This is a genomic window from Kribbella sp. NPDC048837, from assembly GCF_055586945.1.
This window is the reverse complement of sequence record NZ_JBVJHF010000001.1, coordinates 1153638-1179285: the sequence shown is the minus strand read 5'-3', so window position 1 is coordinate 1179285 and position 25648 is coordinate 1153638. Positions and strand designations below refer to the sequence as shown.

General features: G+C 68.7%; 23 protein-coding genes. 13 read left to right on the top strand and 10 right to left on the bottom strand.

Annotated elements, in window-relative coordinates; translation table 11 throughout:
* Positions 1-5 precede the first annotated feature (5 nt).
* Genes ACZ6O0_RS05430 through ACZ6O0_RS05420 form a run of 3 tightly spaced genes read left to right on the top strand, consistent with a single transcriptional unit; the run spans position 6 to position 2573 of the window.
* Positions 6-881, top strand: coding sequence for an ABC transporter permease (locus tag ACZ6O0_RS05430; protein WP_465763589.1), 876 nt, complete (start codon positions 6-8; stop codon positions 879-881).
* Positions 874-1689 (top strand): ABC transporter ATP-binding protein, encoded by an 816-nt coding sequence (locus ACZ6O0_RS05425; protein WP_465763588.1) that lies wholly within the window; start codon positions 874-876, stop codon positions 1687-1689. Before ACZ6O0_RS05430 ends, ACZ6O0_RS05425 begins: the two co-directional genes overlap by 8 nt.
* On the top strand, positions 1686-2573 hold the full coding sequence (locus ACZ6O0_RS05420; protein ID WP_465763587.1) for an ABC transporter ATP-binding protein: 888 nt from the start codon (positions 1686-1688) through the stop codon (positions 2571-2573). Before ACZ6O0_RS05425 ends, ACZ6O0_RS05420 begins: the two co-directional genes overlap by 4 nt.
* Before the next feature lie 90 nt (positions 2574-2663).
* Here ACZ6O0_RS05420 and ACZ6O0_RS05415 read toward each other — a convergent pair whose 3' ends face one another.
* Positions 2664-4697 (bottom strand): phosphocholine-specific phospholipase C, encoded by a 2034-nt coding sequence (locus ACZ6O0_RS05415; protein WP_465763586.1) that lies wholly within the window; start codon positions 4695-4697, stop codon positions 2664-2666.
* Between the two features lie 160 nt (positions 4698-4857).
* On the opposite strand from ACZ6O0_RS05415, the gene ACZ6O0_RS05410 reads away from it, so the two are divergent.
* Genes ACZ6O0_RS05410 through ACZ6O0_RS05390 form a run of 5 tightly spaced genes read left to right on the top strand, consistent with a single transcriptional unit; the run spans position 4858 to position 10805 of the window.
* A complete protein-coding gene (locus tag ACZ6O0_RS05410; protein WP_465763585.1) occupies positions 4858-7089 on the top strand; it encodes a GAF domain-containing protein in 2232 nt (743 codons plus the stop codon).
* Positions 7086-7469: a response regulator gene (locus ACZ6O0_RS05405; protein WP_465763584.1), complete on the top strand. Its 384-nt coding sequence runs from the start codon at positions 7086-7088 to the stop codon at positions 7467-7469. The genes ACZ6O0_RS05410 and ACZ6O0_RS05405 overlap by 4 nt, the downstream gene beginning before the upstream one ends.
* Positions 7466-8584 carry a response regulator gene (locus tag ACZ6O0_RS05400; RefSeq protein WP_465763583.1) on the top strand — a complete coding sequence of 373 codons (1119 nt, stop codon included), beginning with the start codon at positions 7466-7468 and terminating at the stop codon, positions 8582-8584. The genes ACZ6O0_RS05405 and ACZ6O0_RS05400 overlap by 4 nt, the downstream gene beginning before the upstream one ends.
* Positions 8581-10173 (top strand): peptide ligase PGM1-related protein, encoded by a 1593-nt coding sequence (locus ACZ6O0_RS05395; RefSeq protein WP_465763582.1) that lies wholly within the window; start codon positions 8581-8583, stop codon positions 10171-10173. Before ACZ6O0_RS05400 ends, ACZ6O0_RS05395 begins: the two co-directional genes overlap by 4 nt.
* An 8-nt stretch (positions 10174-10181) precedes the next feature.
* Complete coding sequence (locus ACZ6O0_RS05390) at positions 10182-10805, top strand: histone deacetylase (protein WP_465763581.1); 624 nt, start codon at positions 10182-10184, stop codon at positions 10803-10805.
* Here the strand turns inward: ACZ6O0_RS05390 and ACZ6O0_RS05385 are convergent.
* On the bottom strand, positions 10795-12897 hold the full coding sequence (locus tag ACZ6O0_RS05385) for a M6 family metalloprotease domain-containing protein (RefSeq protein WP_465763580.1): 2103 nt from the start codon (positions 12895-12897) through the stop codon (positions 10795-10797). The two genes, ACZ6O0_RS05390 and ACZ6O0_RS05385, sit on opposite strands and share 11 nt — an antisense overlap.
* Positions 12898-13050: 153 nt before the next feature.
* Between ACZ6O0_RS05385 and ACZ6O0_RS05380 the strand changes: the two genes are divergently transcribed.
* From ACZ6O0_RS05380 to ACZ6O0_RS05370, 3 genes are all read left to right on the top strand, one after another.
* Positions 13051-14409, top strand: a complete 1359-nt coding sequence (locus tag ACZ6O0_RS05380; RefSeq protein WP_465763579.1) for an NAD-dependent succinate-semialdehyde dehydrogenase — start codon at positions 13051-13053, stop codon at positions 14407-14409.
* Between the two features lie 64 nt (positions 14410-14473).
* Complete coding sequence (locus tag ACZ6O0_RS05375; RefSeq protein WP_465763578.1) at positions 14474-14914, top strand: YybH family protein; 441 nt, start codon at positions 14474-14476, stop codon at positions 14912-14914.
* Positions 14915-14971: 57 nt separating this feature from the next.
* Positions 14972-15868, top strand: a complete 897-nt coding sequence (locus ACZ6O0_RS05370; RefSeq protein WP_465763577.1) for a hypothetical protein — start codon at positions 14972-14974, stop codon at positions 15866-15868.
* Here the strand turns inward: ACZ6O0_RS05370 and ACZ6O0_RS05365 are convergent.
* Entirely contained in the window at positions 15808-16458 is a 651-nt protein-coding gene (locus tag ACZ6O0_RS05365; protein WP_465763576.1) for an excalibur calcium-binding domain-containing protein, read from the bottom strand. The two genes, ACZ6O0_RS05370 and ACZ6O0_RS05365, sit on opposite strands and share 61 nt — an antisense overlap.
* Before the next feature lie 77 nt (positions 16459-16535).
* Positions 16536-17027: a winged helix-turn-helix transcriptional regulator gene (locus tag ACZ6O0_RS05360; RefSeq protein WP_465763575.1), complete on the bottom strand. Its 492-nt coding sequence runs from the start codon at positions 17025-17027 to the stop codon at positions 16536-16538.
* Between the two features lie 65 nt (positions 17028-17092).
* On the opposite strand from ACZ6O0_RS05360, the gene ACZ6O0_RS05355 reads away from it, so the two are divergent.
* Positions 17093-17605 carry a PaaI family thioesterase gene (locus ACZ6O0_RS05355; RefSeq protein ID WP_465763574.1) on the top strand — a complete coding sequence of 171 codons (513 nt, stop codon included), beginning with the start codon at positions 17093-17095 and terminating at the stop codon, positions 17603-17605.
* 27 nt (positions 17606-17632) lie between these two features.
* Here the strand turns inward: ACZ6O0_RS05355 and ACZ6O0_RS05350 are convergent, their stop codons facing one another.
* The 3 genes from ACZ6O0_RS05350 to ACZ6O0_RS05340 all read right to left on the bottom strand — a co-directional run bounded on the left by ACZ6O0_RS05350 (position 17633) and on the right by ACZ6O0_RS05340 (position 22082).
* Positions 17633-18895 carry an aspartate aminotransferase type Ic gene (locus tag ACZ6O0_RS05350; protein ID WP_465763573.1) on the bottom strand — a complete coding sequence of 421 codons (1263 nt, stop codon included), beginning with the start codon at positions 18893-18895 and terminating at the stop codon, positions 17633-17635.
* Between the two features lie 78 nt (positions 18896-18973).
* Positions 18974-21379 (bottom strand): penicillin-binding protein, encoded by a 2406-nt coding sequence (locus ACZ6O0_RS05345; RefSeq protein WP_465763572.1) that lies wholly within the window; start codon positions 21377-21379, stop codon positions 18974-18976.
* A gap of 97 nt (positions 21380-21476) precedes the next feature.
* Positions 21477-22082: a TetR/AcrR family transcriptional regulator C-terminal domain-containing protein gene (locus ACZ6O0_RS05340; protein ID WP_465763571.1), complete on the bottom strand. Its 606-nt coding sequence runs from the start codon at positions 22080-22082 to the stop codon at positions 21477-21479.
* 56 nt (positions 22083-22138) lie between these two features.
* Between ACZ6O0_RS05340 and ACZ6O0_RS05335 the strand changes: the two genes are divergently transcribed.
* Positions 22139-23092 (top strand): quinone oxidoreductase family protein, encoded by a 954-nt coding sequence (locus ACZ6O0_RS05335; protein ID WP_465763570.1) that lies wholly within the window; start codon positions 22139-22141, stop codon positions 23090-23092.
* A gap of 104 nt (positions 23093-23196) precedes the next feature.
* Here the strand turns inward: ACZ6O0_RS05335 and ACZ6O0_RS05330 are convergent, their stop codons facing one another.
* Genes ACZ6O0_RS05330 through ACZ6O0_RS05320 form a run of 3 tightly spaced genes read right to left on the bottom strand, consistent with a single transcriptional unit; the run spans position 23197 to position 25614 of the window.
* Positions 23197-24165, bottom strand: coding sequence for an aldo/keto reductase (locus ACZ6O0_RS05330; RefSeq protein WP_465763569.1), 969 nt, complete (start codon positions 24163-24165; stop codon positions 23197-23199).
* 12 nt (positions 24166-24177) lie between these two features.
* Positions 24178-24555 (bottom strand): DUF2255 family protein, encoded by a 378-nt coding sequence (locus ACZ6O0_RS05325; protein ID WP_465763568.1) that lies wholly within the window; start codon positions 24553-24555, stop codon positions 24178-24180.
* Positions 24556-24576: 21 nt separating this feature from the next.
* Positions 24577-25614: a zinc-dependent alcohol dehydrogenase family protein gene (locus ACZ6O0_RS05320; RefSeq protein WP_465763567.1), complete on the bottom strand. Its 1038-nt coding sequence runs from the start codon at positions 25612-25614 to the stop codon at positions 24577-24579.
* Positions 25615-25648 lie beyond the last annotated feature (34 nt).

The following is a 25648-nucleotide window of genomic DNA, read 5'->3' as shown; positions in this document are numbered from 1 at the left end:
TGACGATGAGACTCCTGACCGCGGTACTGCGGACGATCCGGAACAGCCGGCGGCTGGCGACCGGACTCGTCATCCTCGGACTGCTGATCCTCATCGCGCTGCTCAGCCCGTTGATCGTGAAGGCGATCGGCGGCGGACAGGACCCGATCGAGCTGGCGGCGTACGACAAGTGGCAGGTGCCGGGACCGAAGCATCTGCTCGGCACCGACCAGTTCGGCCGGGACGTGTTCGCGATGGTCGTGAAGGCGCTCGCGGTCTCGCTGCAGATCGGCGCGATCGCCGGCATCATCTCGACGGTCGTCGGCGTGATCGTGGCCTTCGTCGCCGGGTACAAGGGCGGCTGGATCGACGGGATCCTGTCCACGTTCACCGGCATCCTGCTGGTCATCCCGACGTTCCCGTTGCTGATCGCGCTCTCGGCGTACGCGAAGAACGTCAGCCTTTTCCAGGTCGGCGTGATGATCTCGATCTTCTCCTGGCCGTTCGCGGCCAAGACGATCCGCTCGCAGGTGCTGAGCCTGCGGACCCGGCCGTACGTCGACCTGGCCCGGGTGAGCAAGGCGCGCGACCTGGAGATCATCGTCACCGAGCTGCTGCCGAACCTGTTGCCCTTCATCGGCGTCGGTTTCGCGTCGTCGGCGCTCGGCGCGATCTTCGGCCTGGTGGGCCTGGAGATCATCGGACTCGGGCCGGGCGGCGTGATCGACCTGGGCCAGATCATCTTCAACGCGATCGGCACCGGGGCGCTGACGCTGGGCGCCTGGCCGATGTTCGTCGTACCGATCGCGCTGCTGACGCTGCTGTTCGCGGCGCTGAACATGGTCAACATCGGGTTGGAAGAGGTCTACAACCCGCGGCTGAGGGGAGTGGCCGGTGAGTGACGCCAACGTGCTCGAGGTCAAGGGCCTCGAGGTGACGTACCGCAGTACTCGCGGTGACGTGCAGGCGGTCCGTGGTCTGGATCTGAACGTGCGCCGCGGCGAGATCCTCGGAATCGCGGGGGAGTCGGGCAGTGGGAAGAGCACGCTCGCGGTCGCGCTGCTGCGGTTGCTGAAGCCGCCGGGCAAGGTGACGGCCGGGTCGGCGATGTTCCACCCGGCCGGCCGGTCGCCGGTGGACCTGCTGAAGGTGAACGGCGAGGAGCTCCGGGTACTGCGGTGGAGCGCGCTCTCGTATCTCCCACAGGGATCCATGAGCTCGCTCAACCCGGTGGCGCGGGTGGGCGACCAGTTCAAGGACGTGATCCTCGAGCACGCGCCGGGCCGCAAGGCCGAGCTGGACGCGATGATCCCGCGGCTGCTCGGCCAGGTCGGCCTGGAGCCGCGGGTCGCGCGGATGTATCCGCACGAGTTGTCCGGCGGGATGAAGCAGCGCGTCCTGATGGCGATCGCCGTCGCGCTCGAACCCGACCTGGTGATCGCCGACGAGCCGACCACCGCGCTCGACGTGACCATCCAGCGCGTGATCCTGCAATCGCTCGCCGACCTGCGCACCGACTTCGGCGTGACGCTGATGGTGATCTCGCACGACATGGGTGTGCACGCGCAGCTCGTCGACCGGGTCGCGGTGATGTACGAGGGGCGGCTCGTCGAGGTCGGCGGGGTCCGGCAGGTGTTCAAGGATCCGCAGGATCCCTACACCCGGCAGCTGATCGAGTCGATCCCACGACTGGGACGGAGGGCATCGTGAAGTCGGAGCTGGAACTTCGTGGCGTACAGCAACGATTCCACGCCCGCGGCGTGGCCGGCGGGTACGTGACCGCGGTGGACGACGTGAGCTTCGCGCTCGCCGCGTCGCCACCGCAGATCGTCAGCCTGGTCGGTCAGAGCGGCAGTGGGAAGAGCACGATCGCGCGGAACGTGCTCGGGCTGCAGAAGCCGACGCAGGGTTCCGTGCTGTACGGCGGGAAGGACATCTTCTCGCTCAGCCGCGCCGAGTACGACGAGTACCGGCGCGACGTACAGCCGGTGTTCCAGGATCCGTACGCGATCTTCAATCCCTTCTACCGTGTGGATCGCGTGCTGTGGAAGGCGGTCAAGAAGTTCGGGCTGGCCCCGTCACGGTCAGCCGGGCTGGAACTGATCGAGGAGTCGCTGCGGGCGGTCCGGCTCGAGCCGGAGAACGTTCTCGGACGGTATCCGCACCAGCTCTCCGGCGGTCAGCGGCAACGCATCATGCTGGCCCGGGTCCACATGCTCCGTCCGAGCTTCATCATCGCGGACGAGCCGGTCTCGATGCTGGACGCGCAGGTCCGCAGGCACTTCCTCGACATCCTGCTCGACTTCCAGCGCGAGCACGGGATGACGACGCTCTTCATCACCCACGACCTGTCCACCGTGTACTACCTCGGCGGCGAGGTCATGGTCATCACCAAGGGCCAGATCGTCGAACGCGGCCCGGTCTCCTCCGTGATGCACGAGCCGTCCCACCCGTACACCCAGCTGCTGCTCGACTCCATTCCCCAACCCGACCCCGACAACCGGTGGACCAGCCGCATCCAGGTCGACGAACTCGACCAGGTCGACGACAACACCCCCGCCGACGCCACCAAGCCGGAGGCCCCGATCCTCTGACCGATCGAGGGCTCTCCATCGACGTTGTGCCTTCTCCCCTCGTCCACCAGGGGAGAAGGCACAACTTGCGGGGATATCCCGTCGAAGGCGTCAGACGGTCTTGATGGCGGGGTCGCTGGTGCCGGGGGTGCCGGTCTCGACGTGGCCCGCGTAGCGGCGCAGGTACGTCGGGTCGGAGTCGGTGACGATCGAGACGTCGTACCAGCGGCTCGTGGTGGCGATGGTGTGGGTGGTCCTGCCCGGCCGGAGGTCAAGCTTCTTCGGTTTGCCACCGTACGAGCTGGTGATGGTGACGCGGCGGGCGACGTCGGTGGTGAGGGTGAGGTCGACGTCGCCGGTCCGGGCGTTCTCGCGGGCGGTGATCTCCAGGCCGGTGGCCGGCTTGCCCTTGAACGTGCGGAGGAAACCGTTCGGGCCGTGCACGGTGAGGTCCGTGACGCCGTTCGAGTAGATCGGGTTCCAGGTGTCCGCGACGGACTTGCCGGCTTCGGTGGTGTAGGTCCAGGGGCCGTCGGTGCGGTTCGCGGACGTGATCAGGAACTGGCCGCCCGCGTGCGAGCCGGAGCTGAAGGTCAGCTTGTATTTGCCGCTGGCAACGGCACCGTCGACGATCGGTGCGTAGGGCAACGGCCGGGTCCGGCGGGACCCGCGTTCCTGACCGGGGACCTTGCCGACGGCCGGCGGCGTCGGCATGTAGTCCGGGTGCCGGTTGTTGTCCGGCGGCTCGTAGGCCGTGGTGTCCGGGAGCTGCGCCGGCTTGGTGGCCGACGTACCGAAGTCGAAGGCCGAGGTGAGGTCGCCGCAGATCGCCCGCCGCCAGGGCGAGATGTTCGGCTCGTGCACGCCGAACCGGCGCTCCATGAACCGGATGATCGACGTGTGGTCGAACACCTCCGAGCAGGTGTAACCGCCGGTGCTCCACGGCGACACGACCAGCATCGGCACCCGCTGACCCAGACCGTACGGACCGGGGGCGGCCTTGGTGCCGGTGTAGAGATCAGGCCCGACGTCCACGGTCGACAGGCCCTGCGCCGCGGACATCGGCGGGTACGGCGGTACGGCGTGATCGAAGAAGCCGTCGTTCTCGTCGTAGGTGATGAACAGCGCGGTCTTGCTCCAGACCGCCGGGTTCGAGGTGAGCGCGTCGAGGACCTGGGAGATGTACCAGGCGCCGTAGTTGGCCGGCCAGTTCGGGTGCTCGGTGAAGGCCTCGGGCGCGGCGATCCAGGAGATCTTCGGCAGCCGGTTGTTCTTCACGTCGGCGGTGAGCCGGGCGAACAGGCTCTCGCCGGCCTTCGCGTTCGTCCCCGTGCGGGCCTTGTCGTACAGCGGGTTCCCGGGCTGGGCGTTGCGGTAGGTGTTGAAGTACAGCAGCGAGTTGTCGCCGTAGTTGCCGCGGTAGGCGTCGTCGATCCAGCCCCAGCCACCGGCCGCGTCCAGGCCGTCGCCGATGTCCTGGTAGATCTTCCACGAGACGCCGGCCTGCTCGAGCCGTTCGGGGTACGTCGTCCAGCCGTAGCCGGCCTCGTCGTTCCCGAGGACCGGGCCGCCGCCGGTGCCGTCGTTGCCCGTGTAGCCGGTCCACATGTAGTACCGGTTCGGGTCGGTCGAACCCATGAACGAGCAGTGGTACGCGTCGCACAACGTGAACTTGTCGGCGAGGGCGTAGTGGAACGGGATGTCCTCGCGGGTCAGGTACGCCATCGTGGTCGAGGTCTTGGCCGGGATCCACTGGTCGTACTTGCCGCCGTTCACGGCCTGGTGCGCGTCGGACCAGCTGTGCGCGAGGTCCTGGATGAACTGCAGACCGAGGTTGTCGGCCTCCGGCCGGAACGGCAGGATCTCCTTGCCGGCGGCAGTCTTCTGGTGCCACACCGGCCGGCCGCTCGGCAGCGTCACCGGGCGCGGGTCACCGAACCCGCGGACCCCCTTGAGGGTGCCGAAGTAGTGGTCGAACGAACGGTTCTCCTGCATCAGCACGACGATGTGCTCGACGTCGTTGATGTCGCCGTACCGGCGATGCGCGGGGATCGCGGCGGCCTGCTCGATGCTGTTCGCCATGGCCGCGAACGCGGCCGACGCTCCGGCGAGCTGCAGGAATCTCCGGCGATTGATGTCTGGCATACGGGTCTCCTGACGGGCGGTGGGGCGGATGGAGTCTGGAACACCAGCACTGCGTCGCAGGCACCCTGGTCTGAACGATTAACCGACGGAAGATGAATTGCTCCCCACGCCATTCGGGGCGAGACTGGACTGGCGCGGCCTGGGGGTGGGGGAGGCTGCAATGGGCGGGCGGGCGCTCTTCGGCGCCAGGGAGACAGATCTCGAACGGCTCCAGGGAGAGCTGGCGGCGCTGACGGACCAGTTCTCCGCAGCCAACGAAGTACTCTCCGCGGTCGGCCGCTCGGCCGGAGACCCGGACACCGTCCTGACCACGATCGTCGAGAGCGCCTGCCGGCTGTGCCGCTCGCAGGCCGCCCAGCTCTATCTGCTCCAGGGCGGCTACTACCAGCTGAGCAAGGCCGTCGGACTGTCGCCGGAGGCGACCCGTTACCTGATCGACCACCCGACGCCGGTCGACCGAGCCACCCTGATCGGCCGGGTCGGGCTTGACCGGGCCACGCAACAGATCCCCGACGTGCTCTCGGATCCTGCGTACGGACGGCAGGAGCTGCAGCGGCTCGCCGGATTCCGGACCACGATGGGCGCGCCGATGCTGGTCGACGACGAGGTCGTGGGCGCGCTCGCGGTCTGGCGCAACGAGGTCAGCCCGTTCGATCAGCGCGAGCAGGACCTCGTGACCGCGTTCGCTGGGCAGGCGGCGATGGCGGTCAACAGTGTGAAGCTTGTCCAGCAGCTCGAGGCGCGTGGCGCCGAGCTCGCGCGGAAGGTCGGCGAGCTGGAGGCGCTGCGCGAGGTCGGCGAGGCCGTCAACTCCAGCCTCGACGTGTCCAAGGTGCTCTCGACCATCGCCAAGCACGCGGTCAAGATCTCAGCCACCGACGGCGGCTCGATCATGGAGTACGACGAGGACGCTCAGTGTTTCCTGGTCCGCAGCGTCTTCCAGACCGACCGGAGTGTGATCGAACGGCTGCGGGCGACCCGCATCCACCTCGACGAGACCCTGGTCGGGCGCGCGGCCAGGGCGGGCCGGCCGGTGGCGGTGGCCGACCTGAGTCAGGCCGAGCTCGATCCGCACCTGTCCGTGCTGTACGACGCCGGCTGGCGCTCGCTGGTCGCCGTACCCCTGCTGCGTGAGGGCCAGATCGTCGGCTCACTCGTGGTCCGGCGGAAACGACCGGGTGAGTTCTCGGCCGAGACGCTGACGCTGCTGGAGATGTTCGCCGATCAGTCGACGCTCGCGCTGCTGAACGCCCAGCTCTACCGCGAGCTGAAGCAACGCAGTGCGGAGCTGGAGGTCGCGAGCCGGCACAAGTCCGAGTTCCTGGCGAGCATGTCGCACGAGTTGCGGACACCGCTGAACGCGGTCCTCGGGTTCTCCGAGGTCCTGCTGGAGCGGATGTTCGGGGACCTCAACGAGCGGCAGGAGGAGTATCTGCGCGACATCCACGGCTCCGGCAAGCACCTGCTCGAGCTGCTGAACGAGATCCTCGACCTGTCCAAGGTCGAGGCCGGCCGGATGGAGCTGGAGTACACGAGCTTCCCGCTGCGCCGCCTGCTCGACAACACCGCGGGGATGCTGCGCGAGCGGGCGACCACCCACGGCATCGACCTGCGCGTCGAGGTCGGGCCGGGCATCGACGAGGTGTACGCCGACGAGCTGCGGCTGAAGCAGGTCGTCCTGAACCTGATGACGAACGCGGTGAAGTTCACCGGGGACGGCGGCGCGGTACTGGTCCGGGCGACCCGGGCCGGAGCCGAGGTGCACATCGCGGTGACCGACACCGGTCGCGGCGTACCGGCCGAGGACCGTGAGCGGATCTTCGAGTCGTTCCAGCAGGGTGGCCGCGGCCCGTCGCAAGAGGAGGGCACCGGGCTCGGGCTGACGCTGTCGCGGCGGATCGTCGAGCTGATGGGCGGCCGGATGTGGCTGGACAGCGAGGTCGGGGTCGGCAGCACGTTCGGATTCACCCTGCGCAGCAGGGAGAGCTCGGCTCGGCCGGACCCGGCCCGGACGGTCGGCGACGTGGTGGTCATCGAGGACGACCGGCCGTCGCTCGACCTGATCACGGCGTACCTGTCCGGCGCCGCCCTGCGGGTCACGGTCGCCGGTGACGGCCAGTCCGGGCTCGACGCCGTACGCCGGGTCCGGCCGGCCGCGGTCCTGCTGGACATCCGGTTGCCGGGGATCGACGGGTGGGCGGTGCTGCAGGCGTTGAAGGCCGAGCCCGGAACCCGCGACATCCCGGTCGTCGTCGTGTCGATCGTCGACGAACAGGCGCGCGGCGCCGCGCTCGGTGCCGCCGCCTACCTGGTCAAGCCGGTCAGCCGCGACGCGTTGCTCGACGCGCTGCGGGCCGTGGGAGCCATAACGGACGAGGGGGACGATCGATGAACCCGGGCCGGATCCTGGTCGTGGAGGACAATCCGAAGAATCTCAAGCTGGTCCGCGACGTGCTGCAGTTCTCCGGCTACGAGGTGATCGAGGCGACGTCGGGCGAGGACGGCGTCCGGCTCGCGGCCTCCGAGCACCCGGACCTGATCCTGATGGACCTGCAGTTGCCCGGCATCGACGGTGCCGAGGCGCTGCGCCGGATCCGGGCCGGCGAACGGACGCACGCCGTACCCGTGGTGGCGGTGACGGCGTTCGCGATGGACCACGACCGGCAGAACGCGTTCGACTCGGGGTTCACCGGGTACGTCGAGAAGCCGATCAGCGTCCGCCGGCTGCCGCAGCAGATCCGGGACTTCCTCCGATTGGGTGGCGCGACATGACCAGGGTGCTCGTGGTAGACGACCAGCCGGCGAACGTCCGGTTGCTGGAGGCGATCCTCAGTCCTCGCGGGTACGACGTCCTGACGGCGTCCTCGGGGGAGCAGGCGCTGGAGCTGATCGGTGCCGAGGACATCGATCTCGTCCTGCTGGACATCCTGATGCCCGGGATCGACGGTTACGAGGTGTGCCGCCGGATCCGGGACCAGGTGGACACGGCGTACCTGCCGGTCGTGATGGTGACGGCCAGCGGCGACGAGCAGAAGGTGAAGGCGCTCGAGGCCGGTGCGGACGACTTCCTGACCAAGCCGGTCAACCAGAGCGAACTGCTCGCGCGGGTGGCGTCGCTCGCGCGGATCAAGCAGTACCAGGACACGATCAAACGCCAGGCCACCGAACTGACCGCGTGGAACAAGGAACTCGAGTCGCGGGTCGAGACCCAGGTGTCGCAGCTGCAGCGGATGGGCCGGCTGCGCCGGTTCCTCAGCCCGCAGCTGGCCGAGCTGATCGTGGACTCCGGCGACGAGTCGTTCCTGGCCAGCCACCGCCGCGAGATCGTCGTGGTCTTCTGTGACCTGCGCGGTTTCACCACGTTCGCGGAGGCGAGTGAGCCGGAGGAGGTGATGGGCGTCCTGGAGGAGTACCACCAGGCGCTCGGCGACCTGATCTTCCGGTTCGAGGGAACGCTGGAACGGTTCGCCGGCGACGGGCTGATGGTGTTCTTCAACGATCCGGTGCGTTGCGAGGACGGCCCGTTGCGCGCACTGCGGATGAGTGTGGCGATGCGGACCCGGGTCCGCGGACTGGCCGAGGCCTGGGGCCGGCGCGGGCACGACCTCGCGCTCGGGATCGGAGTCGCCCAGGGCTACGCGACCCTGGGGACCATCGGGTTCGACGGACGGCTCGACTACGCGGCGATCGGGAGCGTGACCAACCTGGCCGCGCGGCTGTGCGCCGATGCCGAACCGTGGCAGATCCTCGCCACCGAACGGGTCTACGCCGCGGCCGGTGACGTGGTGATCGGCGAGGACGCCGGGCTGCGGGAGGTGCGCGGCTTCAGCCGGACCGTGCACGCCTACGCGATCCGTGGTCTCGACAACTCGAGGGTCGCGTCATGACCGGCGACCTGTGGACCGCTCCGGGTGAGACGGCCCGGAGCCTGTCCGAGCTGAGCGAGGACGAGCGTTACCAGCGCTTCGACGAGTTGCAGGCGCGGATGGCCGAGGTGTGGGACGCGGTGCGGCTCAACTACGACGACGAGTCGGTGGTCGTCGTGCCGTCCATCACGCTCGATCGGACCGAGACCACCGGCACCGGGACGATGATGCAGGCCTACGAGGAACGGTTCCTGTTCCTGCTGATCCTGCTGCGGGAGCCGCGGCTGCGGATGGTCTACGTGACCTCGATGCCGATCGCGCCCGAGATCATCGAGTACTACCTGGCGCTGCTGCCCAGGGTGATCCCCAGCCATGCGCGCGCCCGGTTGACGCTGATCGCGGTCAACGACGCCACGCCGATCTCGCTCAGCGAGAAGCTCCTGGCCCGGCCGCGGCTGCTCCAGCGGATCGCCGCGCTGATCCCGAACCCGAGGCGGTCGCACCTGATTCCCTACAACACGACCGAACTCGAACGCGATATCGCGATCAGTCTCGGCATCCCGATGTACGGCGCCGATCCCCGGCTGGCCCCGCTGGGCTCGAAGTCCGGGTGCCGCCGGTTGTTCGCGGAGGTCGGCGTACCGCATCCGCTGGGGGCGGAGAACCTGCGCAGCCTCGACGACATCGCCGACGCGGTGCTGGCGATGCGCGCCGAACGGCCCACGATGGACAGCGCGATCGTGAAGCTCAACGAGGGTGTCTCCGGCGCGGGGAACGCGGTGGTCCGGCTGAAGGGTCTGCCGGCACCTGGTTCGGCGACGGAACGCGACGACGTGATGAAGCGGTTGCTGGAGATGGAGCTGGAGTCGCAGAAGACGCCCTTCGACGTCTACATCGCCAAGTTCGCCGAGAACGGCGGCATCGTCGAGGAGCGGATCGTCGGCGACGAACTGCGGAGTCCGAGCGTGCAGCTCCGGGTGATGCCCCGCGGCGACGTCGAGCTGTTGTCCACCCATGATCAGTTGCTGGGTGGTGCGAGTGGTCAGAGCTATCTGGGATGCGTGTTCCCGGCGGCGCGGGAGTACGCACGGGTCATCACCGAGCATGCGGCGACCATCGGGCGGCGGCTGGCGACCGAGGGTGCGCTCGGACGGTTCGCGGTCGACTTCGTCGTCGTTCGCGGTGAGGACGGCGGGTGGACGCCGTACGCGATCGAACTCAACCTGCGCAAGGGCGGGACGACCCACCCGTTCCTGACCCTGCAGTTCCTGACCGACGGACGGTACGACCCGCGGACCGCGCTCTTCATCACGCCGGCAGGGGATGAGAAGCATCTGGTCGCGACCGATCACCTCGAGTCGGAACGGCTGACCGGCTTGTCGCCGGCGGACCTGTTCGACATCGTGGCCCGCCACGGGCTGCATTTCGACCAGTCCCGGCAGGTCGGCGTGGTGTTCCACATGATCAGCTGCCTGACCGAGAAGGGCCGGCTCGGGCTGACGGCCGTGGGGAACAGCCCGGCCGAGGCGGACCGCCGGTACCGTGATGCTTCCCGCATTGTGCTGGCGGAAGCCGAGCAGGCCTTCGCCGAACGCCCGCTCCCGGTCTGAGAGGTTCGATGCAGCGAGTCTGGTACGTCGCCTACGGTTCCAACCTCGCCTTCGAACGCTTCCGCTGCTACCTGGCCGGCGGCCGGCCCGCCGGTGGCGCCCGCGAGTACCCGGGCTGTCGCGACCACAGCGATCCGGAACGGATCGTCGGCGTCCACGTGCCCGGCGGCCTCATCTTCGCCGGAGCATCGCGGGTGTGGGGCGGCGGCTCGGCCTTCTACGACCGGACCGCCGGCGGGCAGGTCGCCGGCCGGGCCTACTTGCTGACACCGGATCAGCTGGGCGACGTGGCGGCCCAGGAGATGCGCCGCGAGCCCGGCTGCGATTTCGCCCGCGACCTGGCCGGCCTCCTCCCTGACGTCGACACGATCCACACCATGGGGCCGGGCCGCTACGAAACGGTCGCCCGCCTCGGCGAGCTGGACGGCGTACCCATGTTCACCGTCACCCACGGCACCGTGTCCGACCTGGACCCGGTCGCCCCGACAGCGCCGTACCTGCGATGGATCGCGACCGGCCTGCACGAGGCCCACACCTGGCCACTGCCACAGGTGGTGGAGTACCTACACAGTGCGCCGGGCGTCGACCTGGCATGGACGCCCGACGCACTAACCGACTTGCTCAGCGCTTGACGGCTACGCAGGTTGCGGTGGTGTGTTTGGTGGGGTCGCTCTCGGAGGTGGCGGTGAGGGTGATTTTGGCGACGGGGCTGGTGCCGGGGGTGGTGTAGACGGGGACGGTGGTTTGCTGGCCGGCGTTCGCGGTGGTGAGGGCGTTGGGGAGTGAGATGGCCCAGTCCTTGCCGTCGATCTTGGCGGAGACGCGGTAGACGTCGCCCTTCAGGTACGGCGTGACGTCCTCGGGGTGCTCGGAGACGGTGCCGGGCTTGCCGGTGTTGGTGAGTTGGAAGTTGCAGGTCTGGACGCCCTTGGCCGACGGCTTGGCGACGGTCGGCAGGACGCGGACGCCGCGCTTCTGCGGGCCCGAGCCGTCGAGTGAGCGGATCGCGACCGTGTAGGACAGGATCCCGGCGCGGTCCCGGCGTACGTTCGTGATGTAGAAGTGCAGCCGGTTGGCGGTGTCGGTGTACTCGTACTCACTGCCCGAGTTCGTGCCGGAGTGGAAGAGTGCGTCCGACAGCTGGCGGTAGTCGCCGATCGTGATCGGGACCTTGGTGCCGTCGGGCAGGACGTAGTCGGTCATGTTGATGTCCTGCGGGTTCGCGTCGACCACCCACTCGAACGGCGCCTGGTCCTGGTTCTTGGTCTTCGCCAGCAGTACGCCGGAGTCGGGCGTGAACGAGTCCGTGCCCATCCGGTCCACCACCTCGACCGTGTAGTTCTGGTACCCGCGCCCGTCGCACAGCGGATCCTTGGTCACGTCACACGCCGGCGCCAGGTCACCCGCGCCGCCGAGCTGGATGTTGACGCCGGACAGGCCCTTCGGCCCGGGTTGCGCCGTCCGCGCGGTGACGTTCGCGATCACCACGCCCGAGGTGGCGAGCGCCTCGCGCGACAACCGCAGCACGTTCTGCTCGTCGACCATCTGCAGCTTGATCTTGTTCCGCAGCATGTGTTGTGCGCCCATCGACGCGCCACCGGTCGCCGGGATCATCCACCTGCTGTGTGGTCCACCGGGTCCGTTGAAGCTGCCGCGGGACAGCATCTCCCAGATCCCGGTGTACGCGCGCCGAGCGGGTACGCCGTACGGGTTGTTGTAGTTGTCCCCGATACCGAGGATGTGGCTGAACTCGTGGGCGAAGACCGCCATGCCCGAGCTCTCCGCCTGCGTCGACGAGCCGCCGCCGGCGTTCGGCCAGATCGACGAGCCGGCCGCCCAGGACGTCCAGTCGACGTACCGGGTGTCGGACCAGTTGCGCTGCGCCGGGTCGGGCGGACCGAACTCCTCGGTGACGTCCTCCTTGGTCGGGAACTTCATCATCCCGAACTCCTGCCAGGTCGACGACTCGTCCTGGCCGGCGCTCAGGAAGAACACGAAGTCGAATCCGGCCGGTACCTCGGGTCCTTGGTCGGCGACCCAGGCCGCACGGCCGTCGGTGCGGATGTTCCGGTTGCAGTTGTCGCCGGCCGGGCAGTCCTCGTCGCTCTGGAACTCCATCGCGTACTCGTGCGACTTGCCCGGCATCCGGTACGGGCCGAAGGCGGTCAGGTCGACGCCGTACCGGCCGCCGGAGTCCTCCATCCAGTACTCGTGCAGGGTGTGACCGTGGTTGAGCGCGCTCGGCGTGTTGAGGAAGTTCTTGTAGAACTGGGCGGTCTGGTCCCGCGGTACGCCGTTCGCCTCGGCACTCGGGTTGCCGAACACGGTCGAGCCCTTGGGCTTGGTGATGACGAAGTCCTGGTTCGGATAGTCGAGCAGGACGAGCGCACCCTTGAAGGTCCGCACCGACCCCTTGGTCGCCGGGTTCGCCCAGTCCGTCCCCGGCGGTTTGACGTAGTCGCTCCACGTCATGTGGTCCGGGTTCTCCCAGTTCTGCGGGTCGATCGGACCCGGCAGACCGTTGGAGGTGGTGGCGGCGATCCGCCGGTCCTGACCCGACTCCTGCCACGGCTGCTTCTGCGGCCAGTGCGGGTACTGCCAGGCGTTCGCGGGATCCGGGGGAGGAGCGGCATCAGGTGCGGCCAAGGCCAGCGAAGGAACCGAAACGGCGGCCAGTACGGCGACCAGCCGCAGGACAACACGAAACTTCCGTTGCTCAGACACGGGCGGGCATCCGATCGACGAAGGGCGGGACAACGGGCAGCCATGAGCTTGCCCTGCCGACACCCCTGACCACAACAGGTGAAACCACTGTATACAGTATGGAGAGAAGTGGTTAGCCTGGGGCGGGTTGTTTCCGTGGTGGATGGAGGAGCCATGTATGTAGTCACCGACCCGGCGACGGGTGTGCTGGTCGAGGAAGTGGCCAACTCGACGGAGGCGGAGGTTCAGGCGGCGATCGGGCGGGTGCACTCCGGGTATCCGGGGTGGCGGAGCCGGTCCGTGGCGGAGCGGGCCGCGATCGTGGCGCGAGCGGCCGACCTGTTCGAGGAGCGGGCCGACGAGCTGGCCGCGATCATGACGCTGGAGATGGGGAAGCGGATCAACGAGGGCCGGGGTGAGGTCAGCATCGTGGTCGACATCTTCCGGTACTACGCGGAGCACGGGCCGGCGTTGCTCGCGGACGAACCGCTCGACATCAAAGGTGGTCGAGCCGTCATCACCAAGGGGCCGATCGGACCGTTGCTCGGGATCATGCCGTGGAACTTCCCGTGCTACCAGGTCGCGCGGTTCGTCGCGCCGAACCTGGTGCTCGGTAACACCATCCTGCTCAAGCACGCGTCGATCTGCCCGCGCTCGGGTCGCGCGATCGAGGAGATCCTGCAGGCGGCCGGCGTGCCGGACGACGTCTATGTGAACACGTTCGCGTCGAGCCGGCAGATCCCGGCGATCCTGGCGGATCCGCGGATCGTCGGTGTCTCGCTGACCGGCAGCGAGCAGGCCGGTGTGTCCGTCGCCGCCGAAGCCGGGCGGAACCTGAAGCGGACCGTGCTCGAGCTCGGCGGCTCCGATCCGTTGATCGTGCTCGACACCGCGGACATGGACGAGACGGTGAACGCCACCGCGACCGCGCGGATGCGGAACTGCGGTCAATCCTGCAACGCGCCGAAGCGGATGATCGTGCTCGCCGACCTGTACGACGAGTACGTCGACCGCCTGACCAAGCGGGTCGCGGAGTACTACGTCCCCGGCGATCCCGCGGATCCGGCGACGAAGCTCCCGCCGCTCGCGTCGACCGCGGCCGCGGACGAGGTCGCGGCCCAGGTCGCAAAGGCGGTCGAGCAGGGCGCGACGCTGCGCACCGGCGGCAACCGCATCACGCCCGGCGCGTATCTCGAGGCGACCGTCCTCACCGACGTCACGCCGGACATGGACGCGTACTACGAGGAGATCTTCGGCCCGGTCGTGATCGTCTTCAAGGCCGAGACCGAGGACGACGCGGTCCGGCTGGCCAACGACACGCCCTTCGGCCTCGGTGCCTCGGTCTGGGGCACCGACCCCGACCGCAACCGCCGCGTCGCCGACCGGATCGAGGCCGGCATGGTCTACCTCAACCGCGCCGGCGGCTCCCAGGCCGACCTCCCCTTCGGCGGCATCAAACGCTCCGGCCTCGGCCGCGAACTGGGCCCAGCCGGCATCGAAGAATTCATGAACAAGAAGTCGATCCGGCTCTGAAACCGCCGCCGTCCTCCGGTGCGTACCTGTTCGAGAGCACCAGACGAACGAGGGGAGACGTGCCATGGCGGTGGACGGAGATCTGGAGAAGCTGGTCCGGCAGTCGGCGGCCGCCTACATCCGCGGAGACATCGACGCGTACCTGGACCTGATCCACCACAGCGACGACTACACCTTGATGTCGCCGCTGGGTGGGGAGGTCGTCCGCGGCTTCGACTCGTCGCCGCAGGCGTTGCAGCGCACGCGTGAGATGTTCCGGTCCGGTGAGGCGTCGGTCGACATCGAGCAGTGCTACCAGTCCGGCGACCTGACTGTTCTCGTTGTGGTGGAACGGCAGCATGGGGAGGTCGGTGAGTTGCCGGATCAGGACTGGTCTCTGCGCGTCACGCTGGTCTTCCGGCGTACGCCGGACGGCTGGGACCAGGTGCACCGGCACGCCGACCCCCTCGTCCACCCCATCGGCATCGGCCGCCTGTCGGAACTGGCGCGCGGCGCGCCCGGCTGAGGGGGTTACGGGCGGCCCGCTGCGCGCATACTGCGAGTAGGGGAGAGGGGGCCGACGATGCCCGTGCCGGGTGGTTACTCCATCAAGACCTATCGCTACCTGCGGATGGCGATGGTTGCCATGATCGCCCTTCTCGGCGCCGCGCTGGTGATCGAGTGGTCGAAGACCGATCCGAGCTGCCTGCAGAACTCGATCAGTGCCTACTACTACACGCCCGTACGGGCGATCTTCGTCGGCAGCCTGATCACGATCGGCGTCTGCATGGTCGTGCTGAAGGGCAACACCGAACCCGAGGACATCCTGCTCAATGTCGCGGGCATCCTGGCACCGGCCGTCGCGCTCGTCCCGACGCCCGGGCGCGGGACGTGCCACTCGGTGCCGGTGGACGTCGGTGACGCCGCGGCGAACGTCGCCAACAACATGCTCGCGTTGTTCGTCATCGGTGCGCCGTGCCTGGTGCTGACCGCGATCTTCGTGATCCGGGACCGGCTGGCGCATCCGGATCGCTGGACGCCGATGTACGTGCTCGGCCTGGCCGTCTCGGCGCTGATCTTCGGTGGCGGGATCGTCTGGTTCTTCGCCGACCGCGCCGGGTTCATCGACAACGCGCACTACGCGGCCGCGATCGTGATGTTCGTCTGCATCGTCGCGGTCGTGCTGCTGAACGCCGAGCAGTTCCGGCGCAAGCAACGCAAGCACGCCGTCCCGCACTCACCGGCGAACCGGTACTCCGTGATCGCGCTGGCGATGGTGGTCGCGCCGTTCGTGATGCTCGCCTGGAGAGCGCTGTTCGGCTGGCAGCACGCGGTCCTGTGGATCGAGGGCGTGCTGATCCTGCTGTTCGCCGCCTTCTGGGTGAGTCAGACCCAGGAGTTGTGGAACGACGGCATCCGTCAGGAGTTGCCACGCTCGCAGGCAACACCGTCACCGTTGCGATCGAGCTCGGTCGAGTAGCCCGGATCGCCCCGGTGCAGCGGCGCCTTCCCGGCGGCCCGCACCTCGGCACAGCTGTGGTAGACCACCGTCGCGCTGCTGGTCTCGGGTGCCTTGGGTTCGGTGGTCGGTGTCGGCGTGGGGGTCCGTTCGGCCGACTGCGTCTCAGTGGGTGCCGGCGTGGACGTCGGTGTCTCACTCGGAGTCGGGGTCGGCGTCCGACCCGATTCGCGGGTGGGCTTCTCGGTGCGGCGGGGAGTCTCGCCCCCGGTCGTCGGCACGGCCGTCGAGGCGGCCGCTGTCGGCGCCGGCTCGATCCCGGTGTCGCGGACGGGCGTCGTACTCGCCAGGTCGTCGCTGCCGCCGAACGGGTTGAACAGAACCAGGGCGATCAGCGCGAGCGGGATCGCCGCGATCGCGCCGAGCTTGACCCGGCTCGGTCCGCCGAACCGGCCCAACGGACCGCGGACCCGCTTGCCGTCCTCGTCGACCCAGAACGCCCAGCCGTCCGGCGCGGGCGGCCACGACTCCGACGGTTGCCAGTGTTTCGGTGGCCGCCACCGCGCGGTCGGCGGCTCCGGCCAACCAGGCGGTGTGTTGAACTGCCTCAACTCTTCCTCCCCAGTGCCTGCAGCAGCCTAGCGAGCGGACGGGCAGACGGAAGTCCCGGGGCCGGAATCCCTTGATTTCATGCGTTTGAACGCCGTCGCCGGGCGCCGGGTCCCGGCCGCGGTACGGCGTCGCGCGGTGACGCGACCGCGTGCCCGGCCTCACAGCGGATCTCGGTGTGGACGGTGGAGCCGCAGTCACGGTGCTCGATCGCGAGCGGCGACCCCTCCGGGCCGACCAGATACTTGTCACCCCAGTCCCGGATCGCGATCAGCAGCGGGTAGAGGTCGAGGCCCTTCTCGGTCAGCCGGTACTCGTAGCGCAGCCGCGCCCCCGGCTCCCGGTACGGCGCCCGCCGCAGGATCCCGTGCTCGACGAGTTTCGTCAGCCGGTTGGACAGCACCTGGCGCGGGATGTCGGTGCGGATCCGCAGGTCGTCGAACCGCCGGATGCCGTTGAACGCCTCCCGCAGCACGACCACGGTCCACCGCTCGCCGAGGATCTCCATCGCCCGGCCGATCGGACAGTTCTCCACCGACCAGTCCAGGGCGTCGTACGTCGTCGCCGTCATGGGGTCATCCTAGTGAGGCCTAGGTCTCGTTGACAGACCCAGCCGGGTGATGTGAGGCTCGGTCCATGACAGAGACGCAGGAGCAGACCCGCAGCCGGACCTTCTCGTGGACCGACCCGGTGCTGACCGCGGCGCGGATCGGGACCACGTCCGGTCGGGAGATGCTGCGGGCGATGCGGGACGGCGAGATCCCGGCCCCGCCGATCCTGCAGCTCGTCGGCGCGACCGGCATCGAGGCCGAGGAGGGGCGCGTCACGGTGTTCATGCCGGCGGCGGAGTTCCACTACAACCCGCTCGGGTCCGTCCACGGCGGGGTCATCGCGACGCTGCTCGACACGGCGGCCGGCTGCACGGTGCACTCGACGCTGCCGGCCGGCGTCGGCTACACGTCCCTCGACCTGATGACCCGCTTCATCAAGCCGGTCACCGTCAACTCCGGTCTACTCCGCTGCGAGGGCGCGATCATCAGCCGCGGCCGCCGCACCGCGGTCGCCGAGGCCCGCTTGTTCGACGAGCGCGAGGTGCTGCTGGCTCACGCGACGTCGACCTGCATGATCTTCGAGTTGCCCACCGCCTGACGACGATGGGCAACCCGGGAACCGGCTTCAGCCCTGCTCGGCGAGGAGCTTCTCGGTCGCGACCAGGCGGACGCAGGTGGCCAGGCCGGTGATGGCGGCCTCCACCTCGGGAAGCTCCGGGTAGGTCGGCGCGATCCGGATGGTCTGGTCCGTCGGGTCGTCGCCGTACGGGTGGGTGGCGCCGGCCGGCGTGATGGCGATGCCGGCCGCCTTCGCCTTGGCGACCACCTCACGGGCGCAACCCTCCGGCACCTGCAGGCTGATGAAGTAGCCACCGGCCGGTGCGGTCCACGAGGCCAGACCGGTGCCGCCGAGTTCGGCGGTGAGGATCTTGTCGACCACGTCGAACTTGGGCCGGATCACGTCGGCCAGCATCCGCATGTGGGCGTGCAGGCCGTCGGCGTCGCGGAGGAACTGCACGTGCCGGAGCTGGTTGATCTTGTCCGGTCCGATGCTGCGCTTGACGGTGTGGCTGAGCCACCACTCGACGTTGGCCGGCGACGACCCGAAGAACGCCACGCCGGCGCCGGCGAACGTGATCTTCGAGCTGGAGCCGAACACGAACGCCCGGTCCGGGTGCCCGTTCTCCGCGCACAGCGCCAGCACGTCGGCGATCTCCGCGGGCGAGTCGGTCAGGTGGTGGACGGCGTACGCGTTGTCCCAGAAGATCCGGAAGTCCGGGGCGGCGGTCTCCATCGCGGCCAGCCGGCGGACCGTCTCGTCGGAGTAGACCGTGCCATCGGGGTTGCTGTACTTCGGGACGCACCAGATGCCCTTGATCCGCGCGTCCTCGGCGACCAGCCGCTCGACCACGTCCATGTCCGGACCCTCGGGCGTCATCGGCACCGGGATCATCCGGATCCCGAACCGCTCGCAGATCCCGAAGTGCCGGTCGTAGCCCGGCACCGGGCACAGGAAGGCCAGGCCGTCCACGTCGGCCCACCGCTGCTCGGCCCCCGGCACCTTCCCGAGCAGCGCGAACACGACCGCGTCGTGCATCAGCTCGAGGCTGGAGTTGCCCGCCGCCATCAACTGCTCGACCGGCACCTGGAGGTCCTCGGCGAAGATCGCGCGTACCTCCGGGAGCCCGTGCAGGCCGCCGTAGTTCCGCAGGTCCGTCCCGTCGGCTCCGACCGGGTCACCCGCGAGGCCGAGGACGCCGTTGGCCGCATCGAGCTGCTGGGGCGAAGGCTTCCCCCGCGTCAGATCCAGCTTCAGACCCTTCGCCACCAACGCCTCGTAGTCCTGGCGGGCACGGTCACGCTGGGCGGTCAGCTCATCGACACTCACGGGAAGTCCTTTCACAAAAGCTAGGTGTTGGACCCCAGCCTAGTGATCGCCCGACGGTGCGGAGAACCAGGGACTGGTTCAGCGGCGACCGCACTTCGGCCAGTGCGGGTCGGTCGGCGGGCAGGTCGGCCAGCCCGGCGGTGGATTGATCGTCGGCGGGATCCCCGGCGGCGTGATCGGCGGCGTCGGCGGGGTCGGGATCGCCTTGCTGCCGTTGGACAGGACCAGGGTCACCGTCGCGCCCTCGGGCGCGCCGTCCTCCTGCCGCGGCGTGGTGTAGGCGACCGTGCCGGCGGGTGCGTCGGAGTCGACCGGGGTCGGGGAGATCGCGGCCTTGAAGCCCATCGACAGCAGCTTGGCCGTGGCGTCGACCGGCGTCATGCCCTTCAGGTACGGCAGGTCCTTCACGTTGCCACGGATCGTCTTGTCGTCCGGCTGGACGAACTTGCTCGTCGGCAGACCGCGCAGCGCAAGCTGCATCGCGGTCTCCCAGACCGGTCCCGCGGTCCCGGAGCCGGACGCGTCGCGCATCTCCTTGCCGTTCAGCGTCTGGCCGATCAGGTCGGTGTACTTCGGATCCGCGTCGGCCACCACCGACGCGGCGGCGAGCTTGGAGGAGTAGCCGGCGAACCAGACCGCGTGGTTGTTCTGGATGGTGCCGGTCTTGCCGGCCAGGTCGCTGCGGCCGAACTTCAGCTTGCCGCCGGTGCCACCCGGCTCCATCACCTTGTTCAGCACGTAGTTGACGCCGTCCGCGACCGTCGGCGAGAGCGCCCGGCGGCAGTTCGGCCCGGGGGTGGGCACCGCCTTGCCGGTCTTGGTCGAGGTGATCGCCGTGACGATCTGCGGCCTGCAGTACATGCCGCGGGCCGCGAACGTCGCGTACGCGTTGGAGAGCATCAGCGGCGTGATGTTGCCGACGGATCCGAGCGTGAACGACACCACCTGGTCCAGCGGCTTCATCGTCTGGGCGTCGTACATGCCGAGCTTCGAGGCGATGGTGGCGATCGGGCACAGGCCGATCTGCTCGGACAGCTGCAGGAAGTAGGTGTTGGTCGAGGCCCGGGCCGCGTCGAGCATGGACGGGTCGGCGACGGTCTTGGTCGAGTTCTTCGGGGTGTAGTCGGGGTCCGACGTGACGCCGGTGCACGTGCTGAACTTCTTGCCGCTCAGGTCCAGCGGGCTCGGCGAGTTGATCCGGTACGTCATCGGCACGCCCTTGCCGATCGCGGCGGCGATCGTGAACGCCTTCATCGTCGAGCCGTTCTGGAACCCGCCGTACCCACCGGGGTAGGACTTCTCGACGTTGTAGTTGTACGACGTCTGGCCCTTCTTGCTGCCGTAGCTCCGGCTCTGTGCCATCGCCTTCACCAGCCCGGTGCCGGGCTCGACCATCGTGATCGCGGCGACGGCCTGGTCGGTCGGCTTGGAGTGCTGCTTGATCGAGGCCTCGGCGGCCGCCTGGATCTTCGGGTCGAGCGAGGTGCGGATCACCAGGCCGGCGGTCTCGATGTAGTTCTCCCGGTCCTCCGGGGTCTTGCCGAAGGCCGGGTTCTCCTTGAGCTTGGAGACGACGTAGTCGCAGTAGAACGGGTACTTCGAGTTCGCGCAGCCGCTCGGCACGTTGATCACCCGGGCCGGGTCGATCACCGGGGTCTTGAGCGCGTCCCGGGCCTGCTTGTCGGTGATGATGCCGAGTTCCTGCATCCGGCGCAGCACGACGTCGCGGCGTTCCTTGGCCCGCTTCGGGTTGTCGATCGGGTTGTAGCCGGTCGGGTTCTTCACCAGGCCGGCCAGCATCGCGGCCTGCGGCAGTGTCAGCTTCGCCGCGTGCACGCCGAAGTAGTGCATCGCGGCGGCGTCGATGCCGTACGAGCGGTCGCCGAAGAACGCGAGGTTCAGGTACCGGTTGAGGATCTCGTCCTTGGAGTACTGCTTCTCGACCGCGATGGCGTAGCGCAGTTCGGCGATCTTCCGCTCGTAGGTGTCGGCCGTGGCTGCCTTGACCTCCTCCGGCGTGCGCGCCTTGTTGATCAGGGTCAGCTTCACGTACTGCTGGGTGATGCTGGAGCCACCCTGCTGCACGCCGCCCGACGACTGGTTGCGCAACATCGCGCGCAGCGTGCCCTTCGCGTCCAGCGCGCCGTGCTGGTAGAACCGGTCGTCCTCGATCGCGACGATCGCCTGGAGCATGATCGGGCTGATCTGCTTCAGCGTGACCGGCGTCCGGTTCTCCTGGTACAGCGTGGCGATCGTCGAGCCGTCCGCCGCCTGGATGAAGCTCTTCTGCGCCAGTGGCGCGGTCTTCAGGTCCTGGGGCAGGTACTGGACGGTGTCGTGAGCCTTCTCCGTGGTCACTCCGGCCAGACCGGCCAACGGGAGGGCCAGACCGGCGACGAGAGCTCCCGCGAGCGCACTGACCACGAGGAACACGAACACCGACTGAACGACGTTGGGCCGTCGGGCCCGCTCGCCTTTGTGCATGGTCCGGCAGATTACGGCAGGACAAGGGTTTCCGGGACCCTTTTCGTTACAGACTTTACACATCTGCTCGGCGATCTCACCAGGTGTGACGGCGCGCTCACTCCCGGGCGATCATCCCGGCGCCGGCGATCACCACGGCGAGGCAGTCCCGGAACAGATCGTCAACGGTCCGGCCGGGTTCGAAGTACTCCTTGATAGCGCGCACCGAGACCGGATGAGTGGTGGTGAAGGCGTCGAGATCGAAGTCGGTGGTGTCCGGCGGCGGGGACTGTTCCTCGAGCACGTGACCCACGGTGAACCGCTCGACGGTCAGCACGATGATGCGGGCGTTGCGGAGACTGATGCCGCGGTCGGCGAGCGTACTCATCGCGAACTCGGACAGCGCGGCCATCTTCAGGGAGAGCTGCGCGGCCGACACGACCCTGGCGCCGTCCGGGTGGGCGAGCAGAGCACTCCGGAGCTGTACGGCGAGATCGGTCAGCCACTCCTGCCACGGCTGGTCCGGAGCCGGCGGGGTCGGCTCGGGCACGATCGCCTCCGCGATCGCGGTGACCAGGGCCGCCTTGTTGGGCAGGTGCCAGTAGAGCGTCGGTGCCTGGACGCCCAGGCGGGCGGCCAGTTTCCGCAGTGTCACGCCGTCGAGTCCCTCGGCGTCCAGCAGGGCCACGGCCTCGTCGACGATCCGCTTCCGGTCCAGGCTCACGGACCGGATTCTAACAGTGTTAGAGTGTCTCTAACACTGTTAGAGAGGGGTGTGGCATGAAGGCAGCCGTACTGCACGAGGTGGGTGGCGTGCCGCGGTACGAGGAGTTCCCCGACCCGGTGCCGCGGGACGGTGAGGTGCTGATCGAGGTGCTGGCGGTCGCGGTGGAGAACGTCGACAAGTCGGTTGCTGCTGGCAACCATTACGCGAGTGGGCAGTACCTGGCCGAGTTGCCGATGATCCCGGCCTTCGACGGCATCGGGACGTTGCCGGACGGAACCGTCGTCGGTTTCGGCAACCCGCGCTCGCCGTACGGCGCACTCGCTGAGCGGACCGTCGTACCGGCCGGCTCCTACGTGCCGATCGCCGACGGGATCGACCCGGCGGTGGCGACGGTGATGGGGTCGGCCATCTCCGGCCTGTCGATGAAGGTCGCGGCCGGCCTCGAGCCGGGGGAGACCGTCTTGGTGCAAGGTGCGACCGGCGTGGCGGGACGGCTCGCGATCAAGGTCGCGCGGTTGCTCGGTGCCGGACGGATCGTTGCCACCGGTCGCGACGACTACCAGCTCCGTGAGTTGAAGGCCCTCGGTGCGGACGCGGTCATCAACACAGCTGTCTCCGACGAGGAACTGCGGCAGGCCTTCGCGGACAACAAGGAGTACGACGTCGTCGTCGACTTCCTGTGGGGCCGGCCGACCGAGGTGCTGCTGCGCGCGTTGATCCCGGACACGTTCGCGTTCCCGAAGCCGACGCGGATCGTCCAGATCGGCGAGGTCGCCGGCGCGGATCTCGTCGTACCGGCTTCGGCGTTGCGCACGTCCGGCGTGGAGATCTTCGGCGCGGCGAGGAAGCTGGATCCGGAGTCGATGGGGGAGGCGTACCGGCAGGTGGTCGAGTGGACGTTGTCGGGCGAGCTCACCTTCGACGTCGATCGGGTCCCGCTGCGCGAGATCGAGTCGGCGTGGCAACGGACGAGCAGCCGCGGCCGGCGACTCGTCGTACTGCCCTGAGCTGATGGTGTCCGGAGTCTTGCCGGCCATGCGGCAGGGTCCGCTGCCACCACCTCGATCGCCCTCTATGGATGAGCCGGTTCGATCACCGCGAGTGGTGTGTTCTAGAACCCCGTGGGTGGGCGAGGTGTGTACACCGACTCGAGGGCGGTGAGCTCGTCCGGGGTGAGGGTGACGTCGAGCGCGGCGGCCGCGTCGGCGAGGTGATGTGGTTTGGTCGGGCCGACGATCGGCGCGGCGACGACCGGGTTGTGCAGGACCCAGGCGAGCGCGACCTGCGCCATCGGGATGCCGCGCGCCTCGGCGACCGACTGGACCGCGTCGGCGATCGGCTCGTCGTTGGCGGCGAAGAAGCGGCGGCCCATCGGATCGGTGTCCGCGCGCTGCGTCTGCGTACCCCACGGCCTGGCCAGGCGGCCCTTCGCGAGCGGGCTCCACGGGAGGCTGCCGACGCCCTGGTCGGCGAGCAGGCCGAACATCTCCCGCTCCTCCTCCCGCTGCATCAGGCTGTACTGGTTCTGCATCGAGACGAACCGCGTCCAGCCGTGCAGCTCGGCGGCGTGCTGGAGCTTCGCGAACTGCCAGGCCCACATCGACGACGCGCCGAGGTAGCGAGCCTTACCCGCCTTGACGACGTCGTGCAGCGCCTCCATCGTCTCCTCGACCGGGACCTCCGGGTCGAAGCGGTGGATCTGGTACAGGTCGACGTACTCGGTCCCGAGCCGGGTCAGCGAGGCGTCGATCTGCTCCATGATCGCCTTCCGGGACAGGCCGGACCCGCCCGGCCCGTCGTGCATCTTGAAGTGCACCTTGGTCGCGAGGACGACGTCCTCGCGCCGGCTGTACTTCGCGATCGCGCGGCCGACGATCTCCTCCGAGCTGCCGAAGCCGTACACGTTCGCGGTGTCCCAGAACGTGATGCCGAGCTCCACCGCCTGCCGGAAGACCGGTTCGGCGGCCGCGTCGTCGAGAGCCCACTCGTTGAACCCGCGCGAGGTGTCGCCGAAGCTCATACAGCCCAGCGCGATCCGGCTGACCTTGAGACCTGATGTGCCGAGACGTTTGTATTCCATCAGTTGATTCCTTCAGTCGCGGGGAACGAGTCGGAGGGTGACCGGGGCGGCGCCGTCCCCGACGACGGCACCCACCGGCCCAGGACCGTAATGGTCGTACTTGGCGTGGTACGCGGCGTCGATGCTCGCGTGGTCGGCCCCGCCGGCCTCCGCGAAGGTGACGTCACGTTCGACCCCGCCGGCCTGGATGCGGCCCACCCCGCTGGCCTTCGCGCGGCGGTACCAGGGCGTGCCGGCGTTGACCATGGACCGGATGTAGATGTCGTCGCCGAGCCGGACCATCCAGATCGTCACGTACGGGCGAAGCGTCCCGTCCTCCCGAACCGAACTGACCCGCAATTCGTCCGCGTCACCGATCCGCTGAAGCTCGTCTGCTGTCCAGGTAGTCATGGTTAGGAGCCTAGTCCGCCGTCACGGGCGGATCAGGACCTTCAGGGCCTTGCGGTCGTCCATGGCGCGGTAGCCGTCGGGGACCTCGTCGAGGGCGATCGTCCGGTCGAAGACCTTGCCGGGGTCGACCTTGCCTTCGAGTACGCCGGGGAGGAGAGGCTCGATGTAGGCGCGGGCCGGGGCCGGGCCGCCGGTGAGGGTGATGTTGGGGCCGAACAGGCTCGGGAAGCCGACCGGGGCGTCGGAGTACTGCGGGACGCCGACCCGGCTGATCACGCCGCCGGGCCGGACGACGCCGATCGCCTGCTCGTAGGCCGGCATGTGCCCGACCGCTTCCAGGACGACGTGCGTACCGTCGCCGCCGGTGAGGTCGCGGACCTTGGCGATGCCTTCCTCGCCGCGCTCGGCCACCACGTCGGTCGCGCCGAACTCGACGCCGAGATCGGTGCGGACCTTGTGCCGTCCCATCAGAATGATGCGCTCGGCCCCTAGTTGCTTTGCCGACAGGACAGCCATCAGGCCGACCGCGCCGTCGCCGACCACGGTGACCGTCGTGCGCCGGCTGACACCGCCCTTGAGCGCGGCGTGGTAGCCGGTGCCGTAGACATCGGACAGCGTCAGCAGGGAAGGCAGTAGCGCGGAGTCCTCGCCGACCGGGACCTTGACCAGCGTGCCGTCGGCCAGCGGCACCCGGACCGCCTCGGCCTGGCCGCCGCCGACGCCGTTCGCGTTCCAGAACCCGCCGTGCCGGCAGGAGGTCTGCAGGCCCTCGCGGCAGAAGTTGCACGTCCCGTCGGACCAGGCGAACGGCGCGATGACGAAGTCGCCCTTGCGCAGCGTGCTCACCTCGCTGCCGATGTCCTCGACGACGCCGATGAACTCGTGGCCCATCGTCGTACCCTCAGGCGTTCGGGGCTTGTTGTGATAGGGGTGCAGGTCGCTGCCGCAGATGCAGGAGTTGACCACCCGCACCAGGGCATCGGCCGGTTGCTGGATCACCGGATCCGGTACGTCGATGACCCGCACATCTCCGGCGCCGTACAGGAAAGTCGCTCGCATGGTCCCAGTGAAGATCACACCGCGTGGGCGCGGG

What these genes read in the sequence shown, in the direction of transcription:
- ACZ6O0_RS05430 (WP_465763589.1), top strand. Translation starts at nt 6, where the DNA reads ATGAGACTCCTGACCGCGGTACTGCGGACGATCCGGAACAGCCGGCGG.
- ACZ6O0_RS05415 (WP_465763586.1), bottom strand. Translation starts at nt 4,697, where the DNA reads ATGCCAGACATCAATCGCCGGAGATTCCTGCAGCTCGCCGGAGCGTCG.
- ACZ6O0_RS05410 (WP_465763585.1), top strand. Translation starts at nt 4,858, where the DNA reads ATGGGCGGGCGGGCGCTCTTCGGCGCCAGGGAGACAGATCTCGAACGG.
- ACZ6O0_RS05405 (WP_465763584.1), top strand. Translation starts at nt 7,086, where the DNA reads ATGAACCCGGGCCGGATCCTGGTCGTGGAGGACAATCCGAAGAATCTC.
- ACZ6O0_RS05400 (WP_465763583.1), top strand. Translation starts at nt 7,466, where the DNA reads ATGACCAGGGTGCTCGTGGTAGACGACCAGCCGGCGAACGTCCGGTTG.
- ACZ6O0_RS05395 (WP_465763582.1), top strand. Translation starts at nt 8,581, where the DNA reads ATGACCGGCGACCTGTGGACCGCTCCGGGTGAGACGGCCCGGAGCCTG.
- ACZ6O0_RS05390 (WP_465763581.1), top strand. Translation starts at nt 10,182, where the DNA reads ATGCAGCGAGTCTGGTACGTCGCCTACGGTTCCAACCTCGCCTTCGAA.
- ACZ6O0_RS05380 (WP_465763579.1), top strand. Translation starts at nt 13,051, where the DNA reads ATGTATGTAGTCACCGACCCGGCGACGGGTGTGCTGGTCGAGGAAGTG.
- ACZ6O0_RS05375 (WP_465763578.1), top strand. Translation starts at nt 14,474, where the DNA reads ATGGCGGTGGACGGAGATCTGGAGAAGCTGGTCCGGCAGTCGGCGGCC.
- ACZ6O0_RS05370 (WP_465763577.1), top strand. Translation starts at nt 14,972, where the DNA reads ATGCCCGTGCCGGGTGGTTACTCCATCAAGACCTATCGCTACCTGCGG.
- ACZ6O0_RS05360 (WP_465763575.1), bottom strand. Translation starts at nt 17,027, where the DNA reads ATGACGGCGACGACGTACGACGCCCTGGACTGGTCGGTGGAGAACTGT.
- ACZ6O0_RS05355 (WP_465763574.1), top strand. Translation starts at nt 17,093, where the DNA reads ATGACAGAGACGCAGGAGCAGACCCGCAGCCGGACCTTCTCGTGGACC.
- ACZ6O0_RS05345 (WP_465763572.1), bottom strand. Translation starts at nt 21,379, where the DNA reads ATGCACAAAGGCGAGCGGGCCCGACGGCCCAACGTCGTTCAGTCGGTG.
- ACZ6O0_RS05335 (WP_465763570.1), top strand. Translation starts at nt 22,139, where the DNA reads ATGAAGGCAGCCGTACTGCACGAGGTGGGTGGCGTGCCGCGGTACGAG.
- ACZ6O0_RS05330 (WP_465763569.1), bottom strand. Translation starts at nt 24,165, where the DNA reads ATGGAATACAAACGTCTCGGCACATCAGGTCTCAAGGTCAGCCGGATC.
- ACZ6O0_RS05325 (WP_465763568.1), bottom strand. Translation starts at nt 24,555, where the DNA reads ATGACTACCTGGACAGCAGACGAGCTTCAGCGGATCGGTGACGCGGAC.
- ACZ6O0_RS05320 (WP_465763567.1), bottom strand. Translation starts at nt 25,614, where the DNA reads ATGCGAGCGACTTTCCTGTACGGCGCCGGAGATGTGCGGGTCATCGAC.